25 protein-coding genes are annotated in these 24,458 nt (G+C 53.9%); 12 read left to right on the top strand and 13 right to left on the bottom strand.

Annotation, left to right across the window (positions count from 1 at the left end; translation table 11 throughout):
- Positions 1-36: 36 nt before the first annotated feature.
- The 3 genes from QZ516_RS05720 to QZ516_RS05730 all read right to left on the bottom strand — a co-directional run bounded on the left by QZ516_RS05720 (position 37) and on the right by QZ516_RS05730 (position 3,722).
- Positions 37-1,824, bottom strand: a complete 1,788-nt coding sequence (locus QZ516_RS05720; RefSeq protein ID WP_297187460.1) for an alpha/beta fold hydrolase — start codon at positions 1,822-1,824, stop codon at positions 37-39.
- A 79-nt stretch (positions 1,825-1,903) separates the two neighbouring features.
- Positions 1,904-3,397: a YifB family Mg chelatase-like AAA ATPase gene (locus tag QZ516_RS05725; RefSeq protein WP_297187462.1), complete on the bottom strand. Its 1,494-nt coding sequence runs from the start codon at positions 3,395-3,397 to the stop codon at positions 1,904-1,906.
- Positions 3,398-3,464: 67 nt separating this feature from the next.
- Positions 3,465-3,722, bottom strand: a complete 258-nt coding sequence (locus tag QZ516_RS05730; protein ID WP_297187463.1) for an accessory factor UbiK family protein — start codon at positions 3,720-3,722, stop codon at positions 3,465-3,467.
- A 315-nt stretch (positions 3,723-4,037) separates the two neighbouring features.
- On the opposite strand from QZ516_RS05730, the gene QZ516_RS05735 reads away from it, so the two are divergent.
- The 4 genes from QZ516_RS05735 (at position 4,038) to glnK (ending at position 6,964) form a co-directional block, all read left to right on the top strand.
- The gene (locus QZ516_RS05735; protein ID WP_297187464.1) at positions 4,038-4,811 is read left to right on the top strand and encodes a TorF family putative porin; all 774 of its coding nucleotides are present in this window, start codon (positions 4,038-4,040) and stop codon (positions 4,809-4,811) included.
- A 53-nt stretch (positions 4,812-4,864) separates the two neighbouring features.
- Complete coding sequence (locus QZ516_RS05740) at positions 4,865-5,203, top strand: P-II family nitrogen regulator (RefSeq protein ID WP_036858463.1); 339 nt, start codon at positions 4,865-4,867, stop codon at positions 5,201-5,203.
- 19 nt (positions 5,204-5,222) lie between these two features.
- A complete protein-coding gene (locus QZ516_RS05745) occupies positions 5,223-6,470 on the top strand; it encodes an ammonium transporter (protein WP_036858462.1) in 1,248 nt (415 codons plus the stop codon).
- Positions 6,471-6,625: 155 nt separating this feature from the next.
- Positions 6,626-6,964, top strand: coding sequence for a P-II family nitrogen regulator (gene glnK, locus QZ516_RS05750; RefSeq protein ID WP_036858461.1), 339 nt, complete (start codon positions 6,626-6,628; stop codon positions 6,962-6,964).
- 121 nt (positions 6,965-7,085) lie between these two features.
- On the opposite strand, the gene QZ516_RS05755 is transcribed toward glnK, so the two are convergent.
- From QZ516_RS05755 to QZ516_RS05780, 6 genes are all read right to left on the bottom strand, one after another.
- Positions 7,086-7,799: an SIMPL domain-containing protein gene (locus QZ516_RS05755; RefSeq protein WP_297187465.1), complete on the bottom strand. Its 714-nt coding sequence runs from the start codon at positions 7,797-7,799 to the stop codon at positions 7,086-7,088.
- 89 nt (positions 7,800-7,888) lie between these two features.
- Positions 7,889-8,791 carry a tyrosine recombinase XerC gene (gene xerC, locus QZ516_RS05760; RefSeq protein WP_297187466.1) on the bottom strand — a complete coding sequence of 301 codons (903 nt, stop codon included), beginning with the start codon at positions 8,789-8,791 and terminating at the stop codon, positions 7,889-7,891.
- 16 nt (positions 8,792-8,807) lie between these two features.
- Positions 8,808-9,506: a DUF484 family protein gene (locus QZ516_RS05765; protein ID WP_297187468.1), complete on the bottom strand. Its 699-nt coding sequence runs from the start codon at positions 9,504-9,506 to the stop codon at positions 8,808-8,810.
- Positions 9,503-10,333, bottom strand: a complete 831-nt coding sequence (gene dapF / locus QZ516_RS05770; RefSeq protein ID WP_297187470.1) for a diaminopimelate epimerase — start codon at positions 10,331-10,333, stop codon at positions 9,503-9,505. Before dapF ends, QZ516_RS05765 begins: the two co-directional genes overlap by 4 nt.
- A gap of 57 nt (positions 10,334-10,390) precedes the next feature.
- On the bottom strand, positions 10,391-11,638 hold the full coding sequence (gene lysA, locus QZ516_RS05775; RefSeq protein WP_297187472.1) for a diaminopimelate decarboxylase: 1,248 nt from the start codon (positions 11,636-11,638) through the stop codon (positions 10,391-10,393).
- Between the two features lie 23 nt (positions 11,639-11,661).
- Positions 11,662-11,835 (bottom strand): lipoprotein, encoded by a 174-nt coding sequence (locus QZ516_RS05780; protein ID WP_297187474.1) that lies wholly within the window; start codon positions 11,833-11,835, stop codon positions 11,662-11,664.
- A 118-nt stretch (positions 11,836-11,953) separates the two neighbouring features.
- Here QZ516_RS05780 and cyaY point away from each other — a divergent pair, with 118 nt between their 5' ends.
- Positions 11,954-12,286: an iron donor protein CyaY gene (gene cyaY / locus QZ516_RS05785; RefSeq protein WP_297187476.1), complete on the top strand. Its 333-nt coding sequence runs from the start codon at positions 11,954-11,956 to the stop codon at positions 12,284-12,286.
- A 114-nt stretch (positions 12,287-12,400) separates the two neighbouring features.
- A complete protein-coding gene (locus tag QZ516_RS05790; RefSeq protein ID WP_297187478.1) occupies positions 12,401-13,147 on the top strand; it encodes a proteasome-type protease in 747 nt (248 codons plus the stop codon).
- On the opposite strand, the gene QZ516_RS05795 is transcribed toward QZ516_RS05790, so the two are convergent.
- The 4 genes from QZ516_RS05795 to argH all read right to left on the bottom strand — a co-directional run bounded on the left by QZ516_RS05795 (position 13,101) and on the right by argH (position 18,118).
- On the bottom strand, positions 13,101-14,144 hold the full coding sequence (locus QZ516_RS05795) for a putative zinc-binding metallopeptidase (RefSeq protein ID WP_297187480.1): 1,044 nt from the start codon (positions 14,142-14,144) through the stop codon (positions 13,101-13,103). The genes QZ516_RS05790 and QZ516_RS05795 overlap by 47 nt on opposite strands.
- Positions 14,141-15,079 carry an alpha-E domain-containing protein gene (locus tag QZ516_RS05800; RefSeq protein WP_297187481.1) on the bottom strand — a complete coding sequence of 313 codons (939 nt, stop codon included), beginning with the start codon at positions 15,077-15,079 and terminating at the stop codon, positions 14,141-14,143. Before QZ516_RS05800 ends, QZ516_RS05795 begins: the two co-directional genes overlap by 4 nt.
- The gene (locus tag QZ516_RS05805) at positions 15,079-16,524 is read right to left on the bottom strand and encodes a circularly permuted type 2 ATP-grasp protein (protein ID WP_297187483.1); all 1,446 of its coding nucleotides are present in this window, start codon (positions 16,522-16,524) and stop codon (positions 15,079-15,081) included. Before QZ516_RS05805 ends, QZ516_RS05800 begins: the two co-directional genes overlap by 1 nt.
- A 193-nt stretch (positions 16,525-16,717) precedes the next feature.
- Positions 16,718-18,118 (bottom strand): argininosuccinate lyase, encoded by a 1,401-nt coding sequence (argH, locus tag QZ516_RS05810; protein ID WP_297187485.1) that lies wholly within the window; start codon positions 18,116-18,118, stop codon positions 16,718-16,720.
- Between the two features lie 93 nt (positions 18,119-18,211).
- Between argH and QZ516_RS05815 the strand changes: the two genes are divergently transcribed.
- The 6 genes from QZ516_RS05815 to QZ516_RS05840 all read left to right on the top strand — a co-directional run bounded on the left by QZ516_RS05815 (position 18,212) and on the right by QZ516_RS05840 (position 24,425).
- Positions 18,212-19,312 (top strand): histidine kinase, encoded by a 1,101-nt coding sequence (locus tag QZ516_RS05815; RefSeq protein ID WP_297187487.1) that lies wholly within the window; start codon positions 18,212-18,214, stop codon positions 19,310-19,312.
- 11 nt (positions 19,313-19,323) lie between these two features.
- Entirely contained in the window at positions 19,324-20,061 is a 738-nt protein-coding gene (locus QZ516_RS05820) for a LytTR family DNA-binding domain-containing protein (protein ID WP_297187488.1), read from the top strand.
- 99 nt (positions 20,062-20,160) lie between these two features.
- Positions 20,161-21,093: a hydroxymethylbilane synthase gene (gene hemC / locus QZ516_RS05825; protein WP_365333053.1), complete on the top strand. Its 933-nt coding sequence runs from the start codon at positions 20,161-20,163 to the stop codon at positions 21,091-21,093.
- 10 nt (positions 21,094-21,103) lie between these two features.
- Entirely contained in the window at positions 21,104-21,865 is a 762-nt protein-coding gene (locus QZ516_RS05830) for a uroporphyrinogen-III synthase (RefSeq protein ID WP_297187490.1), read from the top strand.
- Positions 21,866-21,987: 122 nt separating this feature from the next.
- Positions 21,988-23,214, top strand: a complete 1,227-nt coding sequence (locus tag QZ516_RS05835) for a uroporphyrinogen-III C-methyltransferase (RefSeq protein ID WP_297187492.1) — start codon at positions 21,988-21,990, stop codon at positions 23,212-23,214.
- Positions 23,211-24,425 (top strand): heme biosynthesis HemY N-terminal domain-containing protein, encoded by a 1,215-nt coding sequence (locus tag QZ516_RS05840; protein WP_297187494.1) that lies wholly within the window; start codon positions 23,211-23,213, stop codon positions 24,423-24,425. The genes QZ516_RS05835 and QZ516_RS05840 overlap by 4 nt, the downstream gene beginning before the upstream one ends.
- The last annotated feature ends 33 nt before the right edge of the window (positions 24,426-24,458 follow it).

Genomic DNA, 24,458 nt, shown 5'->3' on the forward strand with positions numbered 1-24,458 from the left:
AAGTGAATAGCTGTCGTCCACTGCTGCCCGGCCGGGTCAACCAAAAACGTATTTACCGGGGGCGGGCCATAGCACCTCGTAATCCGTGCCTTCGGCACCCATGGTTGGCGGGGCAACCTGCTCGGAGGATTGATCATCCAGCCAGAGATTCCAGGCCGGCCACCAGGAGCCGGGGTGGCTCTCTACCGACTCCACCCAGCTGTCCGGGTCAATATAGGGTGCCATGGGATCCTGTGACTTGATCTGGTAGCGGCGGTGGGGATGCTCCGGGCCGGATACGATGCCGGCATTGTGGCCGCCACTGGTGAGCAGGAAGGTGATATCCGAGCGGGCCATATGGTGGATTTTATAGACGGATTTCCACGGTGCCACATGGTCGGCGGAGGTGCCCACCACAAAGAAAGGTGCGCGAATATCCTGGATTGCGACAGGTTTGCCCTCCACCAGAAATTTGCAGCTGGCCAACCGGTTTTCAACAAACAGTTCGTGCAGATAGCGGCTGTGCATGGCCGCAGGCATTCGGGTGCCATCGGCATTCCAGGCCATCAAGGCGACGGGTTTCGTCTCGCGGCCCAGATAGTAGCGTTCCACCGCCGGGTTCCAGACCAGTTCCTGGGTGCGCAGCGCCTTGAAGGCGCCGCCCATGTTGGCGGCTTCCAGATAGCCGTCGGTCCACATCATACTGTCGAGAAAAGCCAGCTGGCTGGCACCCAGGAACAGCTTGATTTCGCCGGGCTCGGTGAAGTCCGTTTGGGCCGCCAGCAGAGTGATACTGTTGAGGATGTCATCCTGCTCTCTGGCCAGGTAAGCTGCAGCCATTGCCAGCAGGGTTCCACCAATACAATAGCCGGTAGCATTGATTTTGGTCTTTGGGACCACCGTTTTGACGGCATCCAATGCGTCCAAAATACCGGATTTGATGTAATCATCAATATCCAGTTCGCGATCATCTTTATCGGGATTTTTCCAGGAAATCATGAACACGGTTTTCCCCTGGGCAACCAGATAATTGACCAGTGATTTTTCCGGCACCAGATCGAGGATGTAATATTTCATGATCCAGGCGGGGACGATTAATACCGGCTCCCTGGCCACGGTTTTCGTGGTGGGACTGTATTGAATCAGTTCGATCAGATTGTTCTGGTAGATGACCTGACCCGGGGTAATGGCCAGATTTTCCCCCACCTTGAAATCACCCATCTCAGGCCGGTTATCCCTGAGCAGTTTCTTTTGAATGTCCCGTTGCAGATTGCCGATGCCCTCCAGCAAATTCCGGCCTTTGTTTTCCCAGGTGGTCTTGAGAACCTCGGGGTTGGTTTGCGGCAAATTGGTCGGTGAGATGACCTCCAGGGCGTGGCCATTAATGAAGTCCACCAGTTCCTTGCTGAATGGCCCCATACCCGGCAGATCCGTATCCGCTTCCTTCAGCCATTCCACCGCCATGCTGTGGCCCTTGGCCATGACACTGAAAGGGACCTTTTTCCAGAGATCATTCATGAAATAAGGGTATTTTTTGGGGGGTGGATTCTCGCTTTTTTCGGTGATGGCCCGGGCGGTAAACGTGGATAGTCGCAGCAGCTTCTCAGAGAAATTCTGCAATAATCTCACACGTCTGGCGGGAGAAATAGACAGGTGGGCCAGCCAGTCTGTGTAGGCCAGCAATAACTGAACAGGAGACAGCCCCTGGGATGCCTTGCCAATGATTGAGCGTATCCGTGAGTCTATTTTCTCGACGGATGCATCGTTTAATCGGGGAATTTCGGCGATGAGGTTATCCAGTTCATCAATCACACTGGAAACTGTTCTGTCCGGTTTTTCCGCCATGTATTGCTCCTTGGTTAAGTCTTGCCAGTATACCACCGCCCAGAGGTCATTTTTGTGGCAGTCGTTTGTCGATGGCAAATCAATGACTCAGTCTGAGCCTGTAGCCGAGGGCTTCAGTGAGGTGAGCCATGGTGATAGCGGCACTGTTGTCGAGGTCTGCAATGGTCCGTGTCACTTTCAATATACGATGAAATGCTCTGGGTGATAAACCGAGTTGCGCTACAGCTTGATTGAGCAGGGTTTTTTGTGACGGGTCAAGTGCGCAAAAAGCAGCCACTTCCCGGCTGGAGAGGCGGGCATTGATTGTTCCAGCCCGGGTCAGCTGGCGCTGGCGGGCTGCCATGACCCTGTTGCGGATATCCGTGCTGCAGTCGCCATCGGTTTTTCCTTCAACCAGCCGGTCGCCCGGCAGGGGCGGGACTTCAATCTGTAAATCGATACGATCCAGCAATGGCCCGGAGATGCGATCGGAATAGCGGCGTATCTGGTCGGGGGTACAGCGACAGCGTTGGCTGCCCTGGTAGCCGCAGGGGCAGGGGTTCATGGCTGCAACCAGTTGGAATGCCGCCGGAAAGCGCGTCTGGGCCTGAACCCGTGAAATCATGATTTCACCGGATTCCAGTGGTTCGCGCAGTACTTCGAGGACCCGCCGGGGAAATTCAGGCAATTCATCCAGAAACAATACGCCGTGATGGGCGAGGGAGATTTCCCCCGGCCTGGGCACACTGCCACCACCCACCAGTGCCGTAGCCGACGCCGTATGGTGGGGCGAGCGAAAAGGCGGATTGTAAAGCGTATCCCGCAAGCCGCGACCTGCGACTGAATGAATGGCGGCCACCTCGAGCATCTCCCGCTCCTGCAACGGTGGCAATATACTGGTGAGCCGGCTGGCCAACATGGTTTTGCCGGTTCCCGGAGGGCCGCTGAAAAGCAGGTTGTGCCCGCCGGCAGCAGCGATTTCCAGTGCCCGTTTGGCTTGGTGCTGACCGATAATATCGGCCATATCTCCCTCCGTTTCAGTAGCGCTTGCCCCGGTGCGGCAGGAAAGGGGCTCAATCGGCTGATTGCCGTTCAGGTGTGCACAGACTTCGAGCAGATGGGTGGCGGCGATAACGCGGGTCTTGCTACTCAGGGCCGCTTCCTCCGCGTTCATGGCAGGCAAGATCAGAGATCTGCCCGACTTTCCGCAGGCCAGTGAGGTTGGCAGTACCCCCTCCACTGGGCGCAAACCTCCCGACAGCGCCAGTTCACCGATGACTTCGTATTGGTCGAGCCGGTCTGCGGGGATTTGTGCCGACGCGGCCAGTACCCCCAGCGCAATTGCCAAATCGAAACGACCCCCTTCCTTGGGCAGATCGGCGGGGGCCAGATTAATCGTGATACGTCGTGCGGGGAAATCGAAGTGAGTGTTCAGCAGGGCACTGCGAACCCGGTCCTTGCTTTCCTTCACTGCAGTTTCCGGCATGCCGACAATTGACAGCCCGGGGAGCCCGTTGGACAGATGAACCTCCACGGTCACGGCGGGGGCATCGATGCCGTATTTGGCGCGGGTATGGACGATGGCAAGTGACATGGATGCCCTCCTTGGCTGGCATGTCGATCAGATGGTGCTTCCTTTGTATTAGGGCGGCCGGGACCGTTCAGTCTTGCCGATTCTCCAATTGTGCTTCAAGCCTGGCGAGCTGTTGCTCGAGTTGTTCCAGCTTTTCCCGGCTGCGCTTCAGGACAGCCTGCTGCGCATCGAACTCGTCCCGGGTCACCAGCTCCAGCTTGTCGAAAGCAGCCTGTGCAGCCGTTCGCAGCTTCTGTTGCATGTCGCTACCCAGGGCCTCTGCGCCCGGGGTAATGACATTGTTGAGTTGGTGCAAAAACTGGTTGATGAACTCGTTAGGTCGCATTGATGGGCCGCTCCGAATAAGTGGTGATCTATTTTAAGGAGATCACTCTGTATGTACAGAGCACTTTAGTGACGGTTGCTTCCGGGCAGCAGTAAGCAGTGGGGCTTCCAGCGAAGTTTTTTGGTGCGATGACAGATTTGGTGAGTCCATTTGTGCACAAAAAAGGTGCATTGAGAGGTTGGTGCCCGCTTTACAGGAGTTCAATTACTGCTTTTTGAAGGTTGGCATGCCAAATGCATTAAGTGCTGATGTACCAATTACAAACCGTGATTGCATGTTTAATTTTTCGCTGTTGTTTATATTTTGGAGAAGCATATGAACGCATTTAAAAAGTCTCTGGTCGTTACCTCTATGGCGCTGACCTTCCCCTTGGCTTCCAATGTTGCGCAGGCCTACGAGGTCTCTGCCAACGTCACAATCGCTTCGGATTACAGATTCCGTGGGATTTCACAGAATGACACTGAAATTGCCATACAGGGTGGTTTTGATGTCGCGTTTGATAACGGACTGTATGTGGGTACCTGGGGTTCCCAGGTGGATTTCAATGATCCGGACAGCTCTGATGCTGGGCTCGAGCTGGATTACTACTTTGGTTACGGTGGCGATCTCACTGAAGAGGTTAGCTATGACGTCGGTTATATTTACTATGATTACCCCGGTTCCGATGCAACTGCATTTCCTCTGACCGGTAATCGTGATCTCGACTACCAGGAACTCTACGGTAGCCTGTCCTACAAGGGCGGCACACTGGGTTTCGCGTACTCTGACGATTATTGGCTGGAAACCGGTGAATTCTGGTATCTCTACGCGGACTACGGTTTCGAGCTGCCCCACGGGTTTTCATTGGGATTCCATGCGGGCTACAACAAGTTTGAAAATAAAAGTACTGACAGTGGCAAGGATGGCGAAGAAGCTTTCCTGACCGATGGTGAAGATAAGTACACCGACTACTCCATCACCCTCGGCAAGTCCTGGCAGGGACTGGATTTTGCACTGAGCTGGGTTGATACCACGCTGGACGATGAAGAGTGCTTCGATACGTCCTGGTGTGACAGCACGTTGTTGTTTTCCATTAGCAAAAGCATGTAATTGAACGGTGGCACCCGGCATGTCGGGTGCCACTATCTCTGAGGAGCAATGCAATGAAAATGATTACAGCAGTTGTCAAGCCCTTCAAACTGGATGACGTGCGAGAAGCGCTTGCCGCCATCGGTGTTCAGGGCGTGACGGTGACCGAGGTAAAAGGGTTTGGCCGACAAAAAGGCCACACAGAACTGTACCGTGGTGCTGAATATGTGGTGGATTTTTTGCCCAAGGTAAAACTGGAATTGGCCCTTGCGGATGAAATGGTGGACGGCGCTATCGAAGCGATTACCTCTGCCGCTCATACCGGCAAGATTGGTGATGGCAAAATCTTCATTTCGGATTTACAGGAAGTCATTCGAATTCGCACCGGTGAAACCGGTGTAGAAGCAGTTTAAGACACGGGAGACTACGACAATGAGTCCTGAAATTATTGAAGTTAAATACGCGCTCGATACATTTTATTTTCTGATCGCTGGCGCGTTCGTGATGTGGATGGCGGCAGGTTTTGCCATGTTGGAGGCCGGCCTGGTTCGCGCCAAAAACACCACTGAAATTCTTACCAAAAACGTCGCACTGTTTGCCGTTGCCTGCACCATGTATCTGTTTGTGGGTTATACCATCATGTATGGCGGCAGCGCGGGCGGTTTCCTGCCCGATGGCTGGTTCGGTAACAGTATTGCAAATGCTTCTCTCGAAGAGGTGCTGGCCAGCGACGGAGACACGTATTACTCCGGCGCATCGGACTTCTTCTTCCAGGTGGTATTTGTGGCAACCGCGATGTCGATCGTATCCGGTGCTGTTGCAGAGCGGATGAAGCTCTGGGCCTTCCTGATTTTTGCCGTGGTCATGACGGGTGTGATCTATCCGATCCAGGGAATGTGGACCTGGGGTGGCGGTTTCCTTAGCGAAGCCGGTTACTCCGATTATGCCGGCTCCGGTATTGTCCACATGGCCGGTGCTGCCGCTGCCCTGGCGGGTGTGTTGCTGCTCGGAGCCCGCAAGGGGAAGTACGGTGCCAACGGACAGATCAACGCTATTCCGGGTGCCAATATGCCTCTGGCAACACTGGGTACCTTCATCCTCTGGATGGGTTGGTTCGGCTTCAACGGTGGCTCTGAGCTGGTTGTTTCAGATGTCAGTTCCGCCAATAACGTGGCCAGTGTCTTCGTCAACACCAATGCCTCAGCTTGCGGTGGTTTGATCGCTGCCCTGTTGCTGGGTCACATCCTGTTTGGTAAAGCGGATCTCACCATGGCGCTGAACGGTGCCCTGGCTGGTCTGGTCGCCATTACTGCCGGTCCTCTGGCACCGAGTCCTGTGGTGGCAACATTGATCGGGGCCATCGGCGGTATCATTGTGGTGTTTTCCATCGTCGGCCTGGACAAAATGAAAATTGATGATCCCGTAGGGGCCATCTCTGTTCATGGTGTGGTAGGTATCTGGGGTGTCCTGGCTGTGCCATTCACCAATAGCGACGCCTCATGGGGCTCTCAGATCTATGGCATCGTGGTGATTTTCCTTTGGGTCTTTGTGATGAGCCTGATTGTCTGGGGTATTATCAAGGTCGCCATGGGTATCCGCGTCAGTGAACAGGCAGAATACGAGGGTGTTGATGTGTCCGAGTGTGGCATTGAAGCCTATCCCGAGTTCACTAAAAGCTGATCTCTCTTCCCACTCTCAGGGGGCCGGTCGAGATGACTGGCCCCCTGTTTTTATGTTTGATCTGAAAACCGGGTAACCGGGGTGCAATTATTGATGGGAAGGTGTATCTTTTGCCGTCAATTGTTCGTTCTAAATAAAATGTACAAGGTAAATCTATGAAGCTTATTACAGCTATTGTAAAACCCTTCAAACTGGACGATGTCAGAGAGGCGCTTGCTGAGGTCGGCGTTCAGGGTATTACTGTCACTGAGGTAAAAGGTTTTGGGCGCCAGAAAGGCCACACTGAACTCTATCGTGGTGCGGAATACGTAGTGGATTTCCTGCCCAAGGTAAAACTGGAAATTGCGCTTGATGACAACCACGTCGACGTTGTGGTTGAGGCGATTACCAAGTCTGCTCAAACCGGTAAAATCGGCGATGGAAAAATCTTTATTTCCACGTTGGAAGAAGTGATTCGTATTCGTACCGGAGAAACCGGTAGCGACGCAATTTAGATGGCTGGCCGGGCTGAACGCCCGGCAACCCCTAATTTTCCCGTCCCATCGCGCTCTTCTCTTTTGAACAGAGTCGACAGGTTGTCAGTTTGATCACGTCTCTATCGGATCTTTTATCGGCTCAGGGGCTGATGATCAGGTCAAAGCTCACCTGAATATTATCGCTGTAGGTGATTTCATCGGGTAGATAGGTTCCCGGTCTAGCAGCGCTGCTGCGTACCATCATCGTCTCCATCCCTGACGCCTTCATCATGTCGCCAGAGGGGGGCGTGTTGCGGTGGTAATCGATTCGCACGACAGGTCCAAGCTCTGCACCGTAGGCTTTTGCAAGCGCCTCAGCTTTGCTCTTTGAGTCCGAGATTGCCAGCAGATGAGCTGCCTGTATGTGTTTGGGCATTTCGCTGTTTTCGTAACGTACGTTATCAATACCCTCCAGCCGTTGGGCTAGCGCCTGGTCCATCACTTCGGTGAGTTGTGTCATATCCTTTAACGTGACAGTGAGCTGGCGGATCGCTTCATAACCACTGAACAACCGATTGCTGTTGGTGTGTTCGTAGCGAGGGTAAATGCGGATGGATGAGGCCACCAGGTCATCCTGTGAGATAGACATGGCTTTGAGTTGATCGATAAAGGCATTTACTCGGTCATCCACATCGCGCTTGGCTTCCTGGCCGGATTTGCGGGTGGCCCGGACGCTCAAATCAAGGATGGCGGTATCAGCAGGGACGGTAACTTCACCGTAGCCATTGGTGGAAATCAGCCTTCGGTCAGTTTCATCATGGGCCTGGCAGGACAGGGACAGAAACAGTAAAGGTAACAATAGGACGTTGCGCACAATAAAACTCCGTTGATGTATGTTGAGAAACCATGACATAAAGTAGGGCAGGCAATGAATACCTGCAACCGGATAGCCTCAGTAGCCGCTCACTTTTTTTGGGCGCGAGGATGAGACTGATCATAAATCCTGGCAAGGTGCTGGAAGTCCAGATGGGTGTAAACCTGAGTCGTGGATAAATTGGCATGGCCCAGCAGCTCCTGAACAGCGCGCAGGTCGCCACTGGACTCCAGCAGATGGCTCGCAAATGAGTGGCGCAGCATGTGGGGGTGTATTTTCCCGTCCATATTTTGCTTGAGACCGATCAGCCTGAGCCGTTCCTGAATGGCGCGGCAAGAAATGCGTTTGCCCTGGCGGCTAACGAATATCGCCCGCGTGTCGTCGTTGGCAAATTCACGGCGCCTTGTTAGCCAGGCTTTCAGGGCCCTGATTGCATGGCTGCCCACGGGCAGTTGCCGCGATTTGTTCCCCTTGCCGGTAACCGTCACCAGTTGATCATTCAGATCGATATCCCCCAGGTTCAGGGCCGTTAGTTCCGATAGCCGCAGGCCGGAAGAATAGAACAGTTCGACGATAGCCAGATCCCTGCAGTCGATCCAGCTTTCCGCCGAGAAAGCCAAATAGCGCGCCACCTGGTCTGTGTCGAGGGTTTTCGGGAGTTTTTTCGCGGATTTTGGTGCACTGATGGCAATCGCCGGATTGGCTTTCAGCCACTGTTGTTTGAGGGCATAGTTAAAAAAAGTCCTCAGTGACGCGAGCCAGCGGTCGAGACTGCGTCCGCCCAGTCCTTTGCGATGAAGAGTGGTCAGGCAGGTGCGAATATGCTGGCCGTCCAGTTGTAGCAACGACAGGGATTGCTTTGCACACCAGTCGTCCAGTTTGTGCAGGTCGCGAAGATAGCCTTTGATGGTATGGGCGGAAAGCCTGCGTTCGCTGCGCAAGTGCTGTTCAAATTGCTGGAGTGGATGATGATCAGCGGAGTCAGGCGGCATCGGCACGGCCCCTCAGCTAGGGTAGCAGGCGGGGAATAATACGATTAAGGACCTCTGCAATATAGCTGAGGAACAGTGTTCCCATACTGCTTCGGTAGTAGTTTGGGTCAGTATGGCCGATGGCCAGCACGCCGAACACAGAGCCGTGGGTCAGGGGTACAGCAGCCACAGAACCCACATTTTTAGCGTCATTGCCAAACAGGAAAGCCAGTTCGTCACTGCCCAGAACTCCACAGATAGCCCGGTTGGTGCGCAGCAGTGTCCCGATATGACTATTGGCCTGTTCAATGTTGACCATTCGCACATGGGAATTCAGTTCAGATATCTGATCGTCACCAAACAGTAGCATGCTATGGAACTGAACCTGGAAGTCTGTACTGAGACTGTTGGCGGTGGCGTTGACAATGGTTGCCAGGTCCTCTGCTTCCAGAAGAGTCAGGATGAGCCGTTTGGTTTTCTCGAAGAGCTTGTCATTGATTTTTGCGGAATCCAGCATGGCATTGAGCCGCTGTCGCATTTCGAGGTTGCGTTCCCGTAAAACGGCTACTTGCCGTTCAATCAATGAGATGGCTGGCCCGCTGTCGTGGGGCAGCTCAATGACTTCAAGTAAATCGGGGTGATCTTCAAAAAAACACGGGTTTGTTTCCAGATAGGTTTTAATCTGGGCGGGGGTCAGCAATTCTTCGGTATGCGGTTTTTTTTGCTCTGTACTCATATTTTTATCCGTCCATGAAAAACGGTGGTGGCCGGTCCGGACATGATTACCGGCTGATTCTCGCCTGGCCACTCGATCTGGAGACTGCCGCCCGGGAGGTTGACGGTTACGGACGAGTCTAGCAGGTCTTGCAAGTGGCCTGCCACTACGGCGGCACAGGCCCCGCTGCCACAGGCCAGTGTCTCGCCGACGCCCCGTTCAAAAACCCGCAGGTTGATCTCCTGGCGGTTTATAACCTGCATAAAGCCCACGTTGACCCTTTGGGGGAACCGATGGTGGCCCTCGATCGCCGGTCCCAGAGTGTCAACCGGTGCCGTTTGTACGTCGGCGACGGTGAGGACAGCATGGGGATTGCCCATCGATACTGCACTGATCGGCAGCGTTTTGTCATCCACTGATAAGGAGTAGCTGATAGCTCTTCCGTCGGCAACAAACGGAATATCTGGCGGGGTCAGAATCGGCACGCCCATATTTACTTCGATCAGGTTGTTGGTTTTAACCCGCAGCGTGATAATGTCTGTCGCGGTTTCCACCCGCAGCGTGCTTTTCCCGGTGAGGTGCCTGTCCCGGACAAATTTGGCAAAACAGCGAGCACCGTTGCCACATTGCTCAACTTCGTTGCCATCCTGATTGAAAATTCGGTAGCGAAAATCCACATCATGGCGGCTGGGGGGCTCTACCACCAGGATTTGATCGCAGCCAATACCAAAGTGGCGGTCCGCCAGCTTGCGGCCTAGCGCCGGAGTCATGGTTATAGCCTGAGAGACCCCGTCAATGACGACGAAATCATTACCCAATCCGTGCATTTTGGTAAAACGTAACAGCATAGCGCAGTTGTCTTTGTTAAAAATTTGTCCCCAGGGGCGTTCAGTGTCGCTGTGGGTTCAGGTGGGTAGCAGGGTCTCTCCGCGAATGAGGTCTTCAACTGTTTCCCGAGCCCTGACCTGATGGGCCCGGTTGCCATCCACCATGATTTCCGCCGCACGGCCCCGGCTGTTGTAGTTTGAGCTCATGGTAAATCCATAAGCTCCGGCTGAATAAACGCACAGCAGGTCTCCCTGCTCAAGTGCCAGCAATCGATTTTTTCCCAGGAAGTCTCCGGTTTCGCACACTGGACCGACAATGTCCCAGCGCCGGGGCGTACCGGCATGGGGCGATGCCGGTTCGATGGCCATCCATGCCTCGTAAAGTGCCGGCCGGATCATGTCGTTCATGGCTGCATCGACAATGGCAAAGTTTTTGTCTTTCCCTGGCTTCAGGTATTCCACCCGGGTTAGCAGGATGCCAGCGTTTGCCGCTATTGATCGGCCGGGCTCGAGCACCAGCGTCATCGGCGATTGGTCGAGCTGCTGTCGAATGGCCGCGATGTATTCCGACGGATGAGGCGGCTGTTCGTTCTGGTAACACACGCCGAGTCCGCCCCCCAGATCCAGGTGTTCCAGCTCGATACCGTTGGCAGACAGTTGTTCTACCAGCTTCAGTACCCGATTCAGCGCATCGATAAAAGGTGCGATCTCGGTCAATTGGGAGCCGATGTGGCAGTCAATGCCGGTAATGGTCAAGTGGGGCATTTCGCTGGCGACCAGGTAGACATCCAGCGCCTGGTTGATATCAATGCCAAATTTGTTGTCGCGCAGGCCGGTGGAAATATAGGGATGGGTTTTTGCATCCACGTCAGGGTTGACCCGCAGGGAAATGTTCGCTTTCTTGCCGGATTCACCTGCCACCCGATTGAGTACCGCAAGCTCGGCTTCCGATTCAACGTTGAAACAGTGGATTCCGACCTGTAATGCCCGGGCCATCTCTGATGGCTGTTTGCCCACGCCGGAAAAAATGACTTTCGCGGGATCTCCACCTGCTGCCAGAACGCGCTCCAGCTCACCAACCGAGACAATGTCGAATCCTGCACCCAGCTGGGCCAATACATTTAATACAGCCAGGTTGGAATTGGCTTTCACTGCGTAGCAAATCAGGTGACGTCTGCCGGCCAGTGCGTCCTGATAAGCCATAAAATGTTCTGTGAGCGCCGCCCGGCTATAGACGTAAGTCGGCGTACCGTAGCGCTCGGCAATGGTGTCCAGCGCAACGCCTTCGATACACAACCTGCCGTCTCGGTAATCAAAATGTTTCATGGTTGGCCGCAACCCTTGGTGAATTATGCGTCGGTGTCCGAAGGCTGGGCCTCTTCCTCTTCCGCAGGTTGGCTTTGTTGTTCCGCAGGTGACTGTTGCACCGGTTCGGGTGGAAGATATAGAGGGCCTTTGTTGCCGCAGGCGGACAAGCCGATAAAAACCGCGCTGAGCAGTATCAGTGCAAAAAAACGTTGCATGTGGGGAAGCCTGTATTCTGATTCCGGGAATTCCTGCGAGTATAGCGGCTGTCACCCTAAACACTCAATCGCGTATACTCTTCAATGAGTTCAGTAATGCCTCCAAGAGTTCTACCCTATGACTGAAATTGAGTTCACCCAGCTGGCAGACGAGCTGATGCTGTCGGTTGAGGATGCTATTGAAGACAGTGGCCTGGATATTGATTATGAGAGCGCCGGCGGCGTGCTGACACTCACCATCGAGGCAGAAAACTCCAAAGTGATTATTTCCCGGCAGCCGACGATGTCCCAGATATGGCTGGCGGCCAGGTCCGGTGGGTTTCATCTGGATCACCTTGATCAAACCTGGCGCTGTACCACGACAGGTGAAACATTTGAGGCCCTGCTGAACCGTGTTTGCCGGGAGCAGGGCGCTGGCGAACAGGGGATTTTTGATCGCTCAAATGGCTAGCCAAGGTGGTTCCGGTTAGGGAAAAGCTGATAGCTTTTACGGATCGGAGCCTTTATTCTTTCCGGTCTCCCGGTTAGACCCCCACTGCATTGACATGAATTGGTTTTTAGCGATATGACGTATTGCGTTTCGATAAGATTGAATGAAGGACTGGTTTTCTGTTCTGATTCACGCACCAATGCTGGCCCGGACAGGGTCAGCACTTACAGCAAGTTGCACCGCTTTTCTATCCACGGCGATCGTCAGATGATGATGATGTCCGCCGGTAATCTGGCCACCAGTCAGGCAGTGATGGCCCAGATTGAGCGGGATCTCAAAGAAGATGCCGACTTTAATTTGCGCAAGGCCTGCTATCTGTCTGAAGTGGCTGATTATATTGGTGAGCTGAGCGTCAGGGAGCAAAGCAAATACAAGCAGAATGGGATGAAGGCCGGTTTCAACGCCGAGGCAACCTTTATTCTGGGTGGACAAATCAAGGGAGTGGATACCGAGCTTTACATGATATATCCCGAGGGCAACCACATTACCTCCTCGGAACAGTATCCGTTTTTGCAGATCGGTGAAACCAAATATGGCAAGCCGATACTGGACCGGATTGTCCGTCCCGAAACACCCCACGAGACGGCCATGCGCTGTGCCCTGGTGTCGCTGGATTCAACGATGCGCAGTAACGCCACTGTGGGGCCGCCCATCGAGCTGCTTTACTACGAGGCAGACAGCCTGAGCAATCCCAATAAGTATTATAAGTTTGAGGAGAATGATCCCTACCTGGTGATGTTGCGTCAGAGCTGGGATGAAAATATACGCAAGGCTTTTAGTGAGTTGCCGTCGTTGAGCCAAGTGTTTGGAGCTGACTTATAACCTGGTCCACAAATACCAGTTTGTTCTCCACCTGGTGATTGATGATAAAAGGATAGGCATCTTGCCGGCCGACACTCCGGTTGAGTTCATTCAGGGTGATGCTTAGCTGTCGCCAAATATCAATGCGCGTTTGCATATCCATGGCTGAGGGTCCGTGATTGATTACGCCGTGAGCTGCGGCGGTTTCCAGTGCATCATAGATGTGCAGGTAATGCCCCCAGCTTTCAGCCCAGTCTTCAGAGGGGTGGGCACTGGCATAACTGCTGATGAAATGCTCGGCCCAGTCTGGCGCCGGTCCATGCCTGTAGTAGTCATCCAGTGCGCTGCGGTAATCCCGGCGTTCATCACCAAAGACGTTTCTGAAGGCCTGTTTCATGTCGTCATCCGGATTGAGTCTTGACCAGTAATAATGTCCGGATTCATGGCGCAGGTGTCCAAGTACGGTGCGATAGGATTCCTTCATTTCGGATTTGACGGTCACTCGGGCGATGTCGTCCGCTTCCATCACGTTGATCGTAATGACCCCGCCGAGATAGCCGGTGGTGACAAAAGTCTCTGCAAAAAGCGGCTGTGTACGGCCATCTTCAATAAAATCCAGTAGCAGGCCACGCTCGGGTTCCGACCAACCATTTTCAAAAGGTAAGCCCAGTTGTATCAAGGTGAAAAACAGGCGCTTTTTGCCCTGTTCCAGTCGCAACCAGCGAGCCTTGTTCTCGGGCTGGCTCTGATTGGGGATAGTGCGGTTGAATTGACAAGCCGTACAAAGTGAGTGGTCACTTTCTTTGGAGATAAGCCAATTACAGACACCAAATTCCGTTTCGTTGCTACAGAAGCGGAACAACTGCTGATCGCTGGCCTCGAAAAAATGGCCATGCACAGCGGTCAGCGTCCGCATTTCCATATTGCCGGGGTCGAAACCCAGGTTGGTTTTGCAGTAGAGGCATTGGCGACTTTCGAAAAAAACCTGATTGCCACAGTGGCAGAAAAACTTCTTCATGATTGCATGGGCAAAAACCAGGCTGTATTGATGGCATCGTCAAGTTGATTGAGTGATATTTGCAGCTGATCGATAAATTGGTGCAGTTGCGGCAGGGTCATGTTTTCCGCATCAAACCGGGTCAGCTTTTGCAGTGCCGATTCCACTATCTGAATCGCGTCGCCATTGTTGCTCAGTGGCTGCAGTTCTTCAAGGATTCCTGTCAGGCAAAAGTAAACGGTACGCGGTAGCCTGGCTTCCTTGAAAATAAAGTTGACCACAGCATTTGGTTCCACCAGGGGGCCAATTTTGTGGCGATAGGCGCTCATCGCCGAAAGCGATTTAAGCATGCTGCCCCACAGCAGGGGGTCGATCGCCTGATTGGTTTCTGCTCTGCCCAAAATGGCGCCTGCACCCACGTCGATAATGCGAGTGCTCATATCGGCTCGTTCCAGCAGGTGCCCCAATTTTATAAAGCGGTGTGAGTGCTCCCGGAAGAGGGTGGTCATCAGCAGGCCATTGACCATCTGGCAGCGGGAAATAATCTGTTCCAGAAATTCGTAGCGGTGACGTCGACCAATCGACTTTTCTGCCGTCTCCTGCGTGTAGATGAACAGTTCATTGACATGCTCCCAGGTCTCTTCGGGCAGTACATCGCGGGTGGTGCGGACATTCTCCCGAGCCGCCCTTACCGAATTGCTGATGCTCGAAGCGTTTTCCTGGTCCGCAATCAGGAAGCGGAGAACGTTCTGCTCGTTAAAGACCCGATACCGCTTTGTATAAACAGGCTCTGCATCCAGCATTTGGATGAGCACCTCCCAGCCAACCTGGGTGTCACGCGGCAGGTCCATTATCAGGTGAGTATAGGCATTGGTCAGTCTGGCCGTGTTCTCTGCGCGCTCCAGATAGCGGGCCATCCAGTAGAGTCGTTCGGCAACGCGGGACAGCATCGTCATCAGTTCCCCTCCACAATCCAGGTGTCTTTGCTGCCGCCACCCTGAGAGGAGTTGACCACGAGAGAGCCTTTTGTCATGGCGACTCTTGTCAGTCCGCCCGGTGTGACCCAGGTATCTTTGCCCTGCAGGATAAAGGGGCGCAGATCCAGGTGGCGCGGTTCTACCGTGTGGTCGATATAGGTCGGCGCAGTCGATAATGACAGGGTGGGCTGGGCAATATAGTTGCGTGGATTATTTTCAATCAGCGCGGCAAACTCCCTGCGCGTCTGGACGCTGGCATGGGGGCCAACCATGATGCCGTAACCACCGGATTCATTGGCGGGCTTTACCACCAGCTTGTCGAGATTGGCCAGCACATACTCACGGTCTTTTTCGATCATGCAAAGATAGGTTTTTACGCTATCGATCAAAGGCTCCTGTTTGAGGTAATAGCGAATCATTTCGGGTACATAGGCGTAAATCACCTTGTCGTCCGCTACGCCGCTTCCCGGCGCGTTGGCAATGGCAACATTTCCCGCCTTCCAGGCCCGCATGATGCCGGGAACCCCTAACATGGAGTCCTTGCGGAACGCCTCCGGGTCAATAAAATCTTCATCTATGCGTCGATAGACCACGTCCACTTTTACCGGCCCGTCCACGGTGCGCATATACACACAGTCGTCGTCACCGGTGTGCAGATCGCTACCCTCTACCAGTTCAGCGCCCATACTTTGGGCAAGAAATGCATGTTCAAAATAGGCGGAGTTATAGATACCGGGCGTCAGCACGGCAATGCATGGCTTTCGGGTTTCGCGGGGAGAGAGTGAAGCGAGTGTTTGATAGAGTTTTGACGGATAGTCGTCGACCGGCTGGATACTGTAGTTTTCAAACAGCTCCGGCAAAACACGTTTGGTTATCTCCCTGTTTTCGAGCATGTAGGACACACCGGAGGGCACCCGCAGATTGTCCTCCAGTACATAGAATTTTCCGTTGCTGTTGCGCACCAGATCGGAGCCACAAATGTGGGCCCATGCGCCATAACGAGGCGAAACTCCTCTGCACTGAGGTTTGTAGTTGGTGGATTCCAGGACAATATCTGCCGGCATCAGCTGGTCGGCGAGGATGCGCTGTTTATTATAAATATCATCGATAAAACAGTTGAGGGCACGGGTGCGCTGTTGCAAGCCAAGACTGACCTTCGACCACTCCTTTGCCGTGATGGTCCGGGGGATAATGTCGAATGGCCAGTTTCGATCAATATTGCCACCCTCTGTGTAAACCGTGAAAGAGATGCCCATATCCCGGATCGCCAGCTCTGCGGCAGAGCGTCGCTCATTAATCTCCTCCTCTGGCAGGCGCTGCAGAAAATTGATCATAGCCCGTGCGGCAGTTCTTGGATTTCCTGAACTGGTTAGCAGCTCGTCATAAAACAAGCTGGAGTTATAGCCTTGCCAGGTTTTATTCATAAATTGTCATGCACCTCCTGTTGTGGCGGATCAGCCGTCCCGAAGGCAGCCCAATTAATGACAAATTAGCAATCGCTATGCCAACAACCGCGGCCGGAGGAAATAGGCAGCGGTCCTCTCCTGCAAAACGGTTGTCGACTGCGCATTTATCTTGCAGGTTACACGGCCATACTGGTGTGGCACTGTCCCTCGGTCAGGGTCGATTGCTGAGTCGCTCGGCTGCAGACTGGACGGCACTTCTTACTTGTTCGGGTGCTGTTCCTCCAATGTGGTTTCTGGCGGCGACAGAGCCTTCGAGCGTCAATACATCAAACACATCGGTTTCAATGACGGTCGAGAATTGTCGCAGTTCCTCCAGTGACATATCCGAGAGATCCTTGTTTTCAGCAATGCCAAATGCCACGGACTTGCCGACAATTTCATGGGAGTCGCGGAAGGGAATGCCTTTGCGAACCAGGTAATCGGCGAGATCGGTGGCGGTTGAAAAGCCACGGCGTGCAGCTTCACGCATGGATTCCTTCTTTGGTTGAATAGCCGGGATCATGTCGGCAAAGGCCCGCAGGCAATCCTTGACGGTATCGACAGTATCAAACAGCGGCTCCTTGTCTTCCTGATTATCCTTATTGTAGGCCAGTGGCTGGGACTTCATAAGGGTCAGCAGCGCCACTAAATGGCCGTTAACCCGGCCCGTTTTACCCCGAACCAGTTCGGGTACATCGGGATTTTTTTTCTGTGGCATGATGGATGAACCCGTGCAAAAGCGATCCGGCAGCTCAATAAAATCAAACTGTGCGGAGGTCCACAGAATCAGTTCTTCGGAAGCGCGGGACAGGTGCGTGAGCAGGATGCTGGCAAATGCGCAAAATTCAATGGCAAAGTCCCTGTCGCTGACGGAATCCAGAGAATTTCGGGTGGGGCCATCAAACCCCAGCAGATCTGCGGTCATATGGCGATCGATGGGGTAGGTGGTTCCCGCCAGGGCTGCAGCACCCAGGGGCGATTGATTGAGGCGTTTTCTGCAGTCGAGCAATCTGCCGTAATCGCGTTCCAGCATTTCAAACCATGCCATCAGATGGTGACCAAAGGTAACTGGCTGGGCCGTCTGGAGGTGGGTAAATCCGGGCATGATAGTCTCCGCCTGGGCTTTTGCCAGGCCCAGAATGCCCTGTTGCAGGCGGGTCAACTCCTCACCGATTGCGTCAATTTCATGTCTCAGCCAGAGTCTGATATCCGTGGCCACCTGATCATTTCTGGAGCGCCCGGTATGGAGCTTTTTTCCGGTGATGCCGATCTGTGAGGTGAGCGCTGCCTCCACATTCATATGGACATCTTCCAGTGCCAGGCTCCACTCGAATGTACCGTTTTCAATAGCCGTCAGAATAGCCGTCAGGCCGCTTTTGATCGACTCAAGTTCACTTTCGTCAAGTACCCCGACTTTGGTCAGCATGGTGGCGTGGGCGATGGAGCCCTGAATATCCTGTGGGGCGAGGCGTTGGTCAAAATCGACAGAGGCCGTAAATCTGGCCACGAAGGCATCCGTGGCCTCATTGAAGCGGCCGCCCCAGGATAGATTGGTATCTTTTGAATTGCTCATCGGTACACTGAACCTTTATAACTTGTCGGACCACAGATAAAGTACTGCGGATGCAGGAAAAAGCTGATTATAGCAAAGCCGCGTGAAACGCGAGTGAAACAGGATGGGTTGACGTTGATGGGAATCATGGATCGGTGGAAAGCGAATAAATCCGGGCCTGCGCAACTGTTTCTTCGGGAAGGGGATACCTTCTTGCCAAACTTTTGCCGCGGCCAGGGGTTGCTGACCGTGATTGTTATCTCCGAACTGCTGGCATTGATGATTAGTGTCGCCGACAGTGGTTTGCAAAATTTTGACTGGGTCAAGCTGGCGAAAGTGTCCCTGCTGTCGCTTTGGATAGTCCTGCTCAGTGCAGTTGTGCTCTGTTTCGCCAACCGGCTGTTAACCGGTGTGCGGCTGGTGACCGCAGCAACCCTGTCTTTTCTGCTCATTCTGATGGTTACTCTGCTCTGTGGCGCCGTTTCCGAAGGCATTATGTGGTGGTACTCAGCGCCTCTGGCTGAGCGCAGTTACAACATCTGGAATATTGCCGAGTACTTGCTTCTGGCGGCGATTCCCGCCGGTATTCTGCTTCGCTATCTGTATCTTCAGCAGCAGTTGTGGTTGCGCCAACGGGCTGAACTGGAAGCACGGATTCAGGCATTGCAATCGAGAATCCGGCCCCATTTCCTGTTTAACAGTATGAATATGATTGCCAGCCTGATTGGTTCTGACCCCGAAAAAGCCGAGCGCGTCGTGGAAGATCTGTCGGACCTCTACCGCTATGCCCTGACGGATGCGCAAACGCTGGTTCCACTGCGCGAGGAGTTATCTCTTTGCCGCCGTTACATGGCACTGGAAAAGCTGCGATTGGGTGATCGACTTTCGGCGCGGTGGGAAACTGGTGATTATGGCGAAGGTGTACAGATACCCTGTCTGACACTTCAGCCAATCCTGGAGAATGCAATTTACCATGGTATTCAGTTGTTACAGGAGGGCGGTGAAATCACCATTTCTGTCCAGCGAATCCGGGACTGTATTGAAATTGTCGTCTCCAATCCATTGCACCGTGCGCTCCAGCAGCACCGGGGTAATAAAATTGCATTGCAGAACGTCCGGCAACGCCTGCAGGCACACTTTGGTTCAGGGGCCAGCGTCACTGCGGAATCCGGTGAAAGTTGCTATATTACTCGCATTAGCTACCCAGTCGGATAGTAGGCTTGTCGATGAGAATACTGATCGTTGATGATGAACCACTCGCCCGTGACCGTCTGAAAAGAATGTTGTCGGTGATTGATGGTTGCATGCATATTGGTGAAGCAAGCAGTGGTGAGCAGGCCCTTGAGGTAGCCGAGGAATTCAGCCCGGATCTGGTGTTTATGGATGTGCGAATGCCGGGGATGGATGGTCTTGCGGCGGCCCAGTATCTGTCGGATTTTGAGCCGCCGCCGGCGGTTATCTTCTGCACCGCTTACGATGATTATGCCGTCGAGGCTTTTTCCTCCCAGGCTATCGGTTACCTGCTCAAGCCGGTCAAACAGGTGGATTTGGAAAATGCCATTCTGCGCACCAAACGAATCAATAAAGCACAATTAATCGAATTGCAGGATTCACCAATTTATCAGACAGATGGCAGGAGCCATATTGCGGCCAAAAATCGCCGAGGTATCGATTTGGTTGCAATTGCCGACGTACGGCTATTTCAGGCAGATCATAAATATGTCACGGCCTATCACACCCAGGGCGAAGCGCTTCTCGACGAAACGCTGAAAGAACTTGAGGATGAGTTCGAGAACCGGTTTTTCCGTATTCATCGCAATGCCCTGATTTCAATCCCGCATATTGAAGGCCTGGAGCGCAATCTTGACGGACAGTTTTTTGTTCGCCTTCAGGGTATGGATATTCGTCCTCAGGTTAGCAGGCGTCATGTGGCGCCGTTACGTAAACTGCTCGAGCAGATGTAACGCGTTAACTGCATGTGGCAGGGGTTACGTCGTCTGCCGGCAAAGATCCGAACCCAATCTGTTATGATGCGCCGTTTGCAGTCAATGGTCGTTACTATCATGTCAAAACACCTTCGTATCGCAACCCGTAAAAGCCCCCTGGCGCTCTGGCAGGCAGAGTATGTCAAAGAGCGGCTGCTGCAACTCCATCCGGATCTCGAAGTGAGTCTTGTCACCTTTACCACTAAAGGTGACAAGATACTGGATGTGCCATTGGCCAAGGTCGGCGGCAAAGGACTGTTTGTCAAAGAGCTTGAAGTGGCCATGCTGGAGGATCGGGCAGATATTGCGGTGCACTCGATGAAAGATGTGCCCATGGAGTTTCCGCGGGGTTTGGGACTCAGTGTGATCTGTGAACGAGAGGACCCCACCGATGCTTTCGTATCCAATCATTTTGCGCGACTGGAAGATATGCCGTCCGGCAGTCGGGTGGGGACTTCGAGTCTGCGTCGCCAGTGCCAGCTCCGGGAGGCCTTCCCCGAGCTGTTGGTCGGCGATCTGCGAGGCAATGTCCAGACGCGTCTCGGCAGGCTGGACAGTGGTGAATTCGATGCTATTTTGCTGGCGACGGCTGGGCTGGTAAGGCTGAAAATGGAAGAGCGCATCAGCCTCCGGTTGGCACCTGAGCAGTGCTTGCCTGCAGGTGGACAGGGGGCCGTGGGCATTGAAAGTCGTGTTGGTGATGACTGGGTTCAGGCGTTGCTGAAGCCGCTACATGATGAGGCCACAGCGGAGTGTGTCATGGCAGAGCGCGCCATGAATCGACGTCTGGAAGGCGGCTGCCAGGTGCCGATTGCCTGCTATGCCATTCACCGTGGAGAACAGCAGATCTGGCTGAGGGGCCTGGTCGGCTCTCCCGATGGTACCCGGATCATACGAGACGATATCAGCGGCAGTGTAAACGACGCCGAAGCATTGGGTATTGAGCTGGCAGAACGCCTTTTGCAACGGGGTGCCGGTGTCATTCTGCGTGAGGTCTACGAAGATTATTGAGTCGAGCGCAATGAGCCGGTTGAATGTTTTGCTGATAAGGCCGCTCCAGGAGCAGGATGAGCTTGTGACCTTGCTGGAGCTGGCAGGGGTGCAGGTCTACCGCTATCCGGTAATGAAAATAGAGCCTGTACTAGCCCCGGATGCCAAATCGAGAATTCTGGACTTCGATCACTATCAGATAGCGATATTTGTCAGCCGCACTGCAGCCCGGCTGGGAGTTGATTGGCTGGAAAGTTACTGGCCGATGTTGCCGGTGGGTGTACGCTATTATGCGGTGGGCAAAGCCACAGCGGCGGAGCTTGCAGAGCGTGGAATTTTCGCCGAGGCGCCCTGTGCGGCGTTCAACAGTGAAGCGCTGTTGGCGCTGGATTCCCTTCGGTCTGTTGCCGGCCAGAGAGCGCTGATTTTTGCCGGGGAAGGCGGTCGTACGCTGTTGGCTGAGGAGCTGCAAAAACGTGGTGCGACAGTGGATCGCTGTGAGTTATACCAGCGCCGCCCAATGAAAGACTCGGCCGGTAAAATTGCCAGCTTGCTGACAGATAAAAAGTTGGATCTGGTGGCTGTCCACAGTGGTGAGTTAGTCCATCATCTGCTTGCAGTCGTTCCCGGCGAACTTCATGACGCACTCTGTCGGTTGCCTGTCATCGTGCCGGGTGAGCGGGTTGCAAGCATTGCGAGAGAGCTGTCGTTTGAGCGGGTTCTCACCGCCCCATCGGCGGCGCCAGAGGACATGGCCTCGACTATCCTTGAGTGGTACAGTAATAAAATCTAGATCTGTGTTACACGTTTGCCGTTGATCGCTTGGCTGCCGGTGACAGTTAATTGCACCGTCGGCATCAAAGCCCAAGCCAAGCGCTAAATAAACTCCAGTCACCATCGCCAGGAATTGAGTCAGTGGATAATGACAAGCAGCCAGATGACAACAAACAGCCAGTAAATCCGGAAAAGTCTGTAAACCGTCAGTCAGCCCAGGCAGATGATTCGGTGTTGACGCCTTCCGGGGACATATCGGACCCACCCCCCGCAAAACCCTCTAAAGCTTCCGGTTCGGCGAAAAGTACAACCCCGGAAAAACCGGTCAAGTCTTCATCGGGCAGGCCAATGCTGATCTGTCTGATGTTCCTGCTGCTACTCACCATTGCCGGGGGCATGGCCGGCGGCTGGTGGCTTTATCAGCAGCAACAGCATCAACCGGGTATTCAGGACGACTTGACTGCCCTGCGATCCGACGTTGGTCGTCTGCAGCAGAATCTGGCTGAGGAGAGGCGTTTGCGGAGTGATCTCGCCGCGGGTTCAAGTCAGGCTGACCAGGAGCTGACACTCAGAATGAATCGTCAGGCCAGCCGGCTCGAGGAGATTTCGACACCCTCCAGAAAGGACTGGAAACTGGCTGAGGCCGAGTATCTGCTCAGACTGGGTAATCAGCGTCTGCTGACCGAGCGCGACAGTGCGGGTGCACTGGCCTTGTTGCAGTCTGCCGACAGCATTCTTCGCGACCTGGATGAAGTTGAGTTATTGCCGGTTCGCGAGGTGTTGGCAAAAAATATCGTCGCCCTCAAGTCGGCCCCCATGGTCGATACAGACGGGCTCTATCTTGAATTAAAAGCGGTTGCCGGGGAGGTGGGTGAATTGCCGATACTGGCCCCTCAGATGTCGGAATTACCGGGGCAATTCATGCCAGCGGATATCCCCACTGATCAGGCTGACACCTGGTATGCGCCGTTGGTCAGGGTATTTCACAGTACCTTGAACCAGCTCGGTCAGATCGTTCGCGTCACGTATCGCGACGAAGTGGTCGAGCCAATACTGTCTCCTCAGCAGGAGCAACTGATCCGCCTGCGGCTTGTGACGGTTCTGGAGTTGGCTCAGTTGGCCATGTTGCGTGAGCAACAGGTGGTTTACGACGAGAGTCTGGCATTAGCCCAACAATTGCTGGCGGATTATTTTCAGCTCAATGAAGCGCGGTCAATGGCTTTGGTCGAGCAGTTGGGTGAGTTGCAGCAGCAATCAGTGGTTCAGCCACGTACGGATATTTCTGCTGGGCTCAACGCGTTGCGCGATTACATCGACAGTTGGCGTCAACGTCATGACCTGGATTCCAGGGGAGGTCAACAACGGTGAGAAAGCTGCTGTTGTTTATCGTATTGATTGCCCTGATCGGTGGGGTCGTGGCCTGGCAAATGCTGGAAACCAGGGGTTATGTGCTGATAGCCGTTGGTCACTACACCGTCGAAATGAGCCTCTGGACGCTGCTGTTCTTACTGCTGCTGGTGTGGTTCCTGCTCCGAGTGGGGGGCTATTTTTTTCGCTTGCTGGTAGAGCCCGGTCGACATTTGGTTCGTCAGGGCATTTCCGCCAGGCAATCACGTTTTCGTGCACGGACCGCAAAAGGGTTGTTGCAGTTTATCGAAGGGCGTTGGGATCTGGCCCGGCGCAATCTCAAACGCGCAGCCCGACACTCCGATATGCCGCTGATCAATTATCTGGCGGCCGCCAATGCGGCTCATGAACTTGGTGACCGTCTGGATGCCAATCGACTGCTTTTGAAAGCAGAACAAACCGACCCCGGTGGTGAGCTGGCTATCGGGTTGGTTCAGGCAAGAATGCACCTGCATAGTGATCAGTACGAAGAGGCGTTGGCGATTCTGCAACGCCTCTACGCTGGCGAGCCTGACCATCCTCTGGTGTTGCGCTTATTGCAGCAGGCCTATCGTGGACTGGAAGACTGGACCAGCCTCGAAAAGCTGCTGCCGGATTTCAAACGTTACCGGGTGTTTGATGAGCGCACAATGGGGCAGATTGAAGTGGATATTTACGCTGCGCTCCTGGCGGGAATGGCGGCCCCGGCCCAGCACAGTGGGTCGGCAAGCCTGGTCAAGCTCTGGCAGGACATGCCCCGTCATGTGCGTTCAAACCCATTGATACTGGATGCCTATATCAACAGTTTGTATCAATTGGGCGATTATGCCCGAGTCGAGGATTTGCTGCGCAAAACCCTCAAATCCAGATGGGACGAAAAATTGGTGAAGTTGTTCGGTCTGGTGGATAGTGGGGACCCGCACCGACAATTATTGCTCGCTGAGCGCTGGTTGCGGGAGCGTCCCAATGATGCTGTGCTGATGCTCACGCTGGGCAGGCTTTGCCTTCGTAATCAACTTTGGGGCAAGGCTCGCGATTATCTGGAAAGTTCCTTGTCGCTCAAAGCTGATCCCGAGACTTATGCCGAACTTGCCGGTTTGATGGCCAGGCTGGGTGAGCATGAGAAAAGTGCACGTTACTACCAGCAGGGGTTATCTTTCACCACGGGCATAGGCCAGACGCTCAGGACCTAATGTCCAGGGCCTGAGTAGCCAACAACAAAAAGG

Origin of the sequence: uncultured Porticoccus sp. (assembly GCF_913061305.1) — a bacterium.
In the GTDB taxonomy this organism is placed as follows: domain Bacteria; phylum Pseudomonadota; class Gammaproteobacteria; order Pseudomonadales; family Porticoccaceae; genus Porticoccus.

Coding starts and splice junctions, on each gene's coding strand:
- QZ516_RS05720 (WP_297187460.1), bottom strand. CDS start 1,824: ATGGCGGAAAAACCGGACAGAACAGTTTCCAGTGTGATTGATGAACTG.
- QZ516_RS05725 (WP_297187462.1), bottom strand. CDS start 3,397: ATGTCACTTGCCATCGTCCATACCCGCGCCAAATACGGCATCGATGCC.
- QZ516_RS05730 (WP_297187463.1), bottom strand. CDS start 3,722: ATGCGACCTAACGAGTTCATCAACCAGTTTTTGCACCAACTCAACAAT.
- QZ516_RS05735 (WP_297187464.1), top strand. CDS start 4,038: ATGAACGCATTTAAAAAGTCTCTGGTCGTTACCTCTATGGCGCTGACC.
- QZ516_RS05740 (WP_036858463.1), top strand. CDS start 4,865: ATGAAAATGATTACAGCAGTTGTCAAGCCCTTCAAACTGGATGACGTG.
- QZ516_RS05745 (WP_036858462.1), top strand. CDS start 5,223: ATGAGTCCTGAAATTATTGAAGTTAAATACGCGCTCGATACATTTTAT.
- glnK (WP_036858461.1), top strand. CDS start 6,626: ATGAAGCTTATTACAGCTATTGTAAAACCCTTCAAACTGGACGATGTC.
- xerC (WP_297187466.1), bottom strand. CDS start 8,791: ATGCCGCCTGACTCCGCTGATCATCATCCACTCCAGCAATTTGAACAG.
- QZ516_RS05765 (WP_297187468.1), bottom strand. CDS start 9,506: ATGAGTACAGAGCAAAAAAAACCGCATACCGAAGAATTGCTGACCCCC.
- dapF (WP_297187470.1), bottom strand. CDS start 10,333: ATGCTGTTACGTTTTACCAAAATGCACGGATTGGGTAATGATTTCGTC.
- lysA (WP_297187472.1), bottom strand. CDS start 11,638: ATGAAACATTTTGATTACCGAGACGGCAGGTTGTGTATCGAAGGCGTT.
- QZ516_RS05780 (WP_297187474.1), bottom strand. CDS start 11,835: ATGCAACGTTTTTTTGCACTGATACTGCTCAGCGCGGTTTTTATCGGC.
- cyaY (WP_297187476.1), top strand. CDS start 11,954: ATGACTGAAATTGAGTTCACCCAGCTGGCAGACGAGCTGATGCTGTCG.
- QZ516_RS05790 (WP_297187478.1), top strand. CDS start 12,401: ATGACGTATTGCGTTTCGATAAGATTGAATGAAGGACTGGTTTTCTGT.
- QZ516_RS05795 (WP_297187480.1), bottom strand. CDS start 14,144: ATGAAGAAGTTTTTCTGCCACTGTGGCAATCAGGTTTTTTTCGAAAGT.
- QZ516_RS05800 (WP_297187481.1), bottom strand. CDS start 15,079: ATGACGATGCTGTCCCGCGTTGCCGAACGACTCTACTGGATGGCCCGC.
- QZ516_RS05805 (WP_297187483.1), bottom strand. CDS start 16,524: ATGAATAAAACCTGGCAAGGCTATAACTCCAGCTTGTTTTATGACGAG.
- argH (WP_297187485.1), bottom strand. CDS start 18,118: ATGAGCAATTCAAAAGATACCAATCTATCCTGGGGCGGCCGCTTCAAT.
- QZ516_RS05820 (WP_297187488.1), top strand. CDS start 19,324: ATGAGAATACTGATCGTTGATGATGAACCACTCGCCCGTGACCGTCTG.
- hemC (WP_365333053.1), top strand. CDS start 20,161: ATGTCAAAACACCTTCGTATCGCAACCCGTAAAAGCCCCCTGGCGCTC.
- QZ516_RS05830 (WP_297187490.1), top strand. CDS start 21,104: ATGAGCCGGTTGAATGTTTTGCTGATAAGGCCGCTCCAGGAGCAGGAT.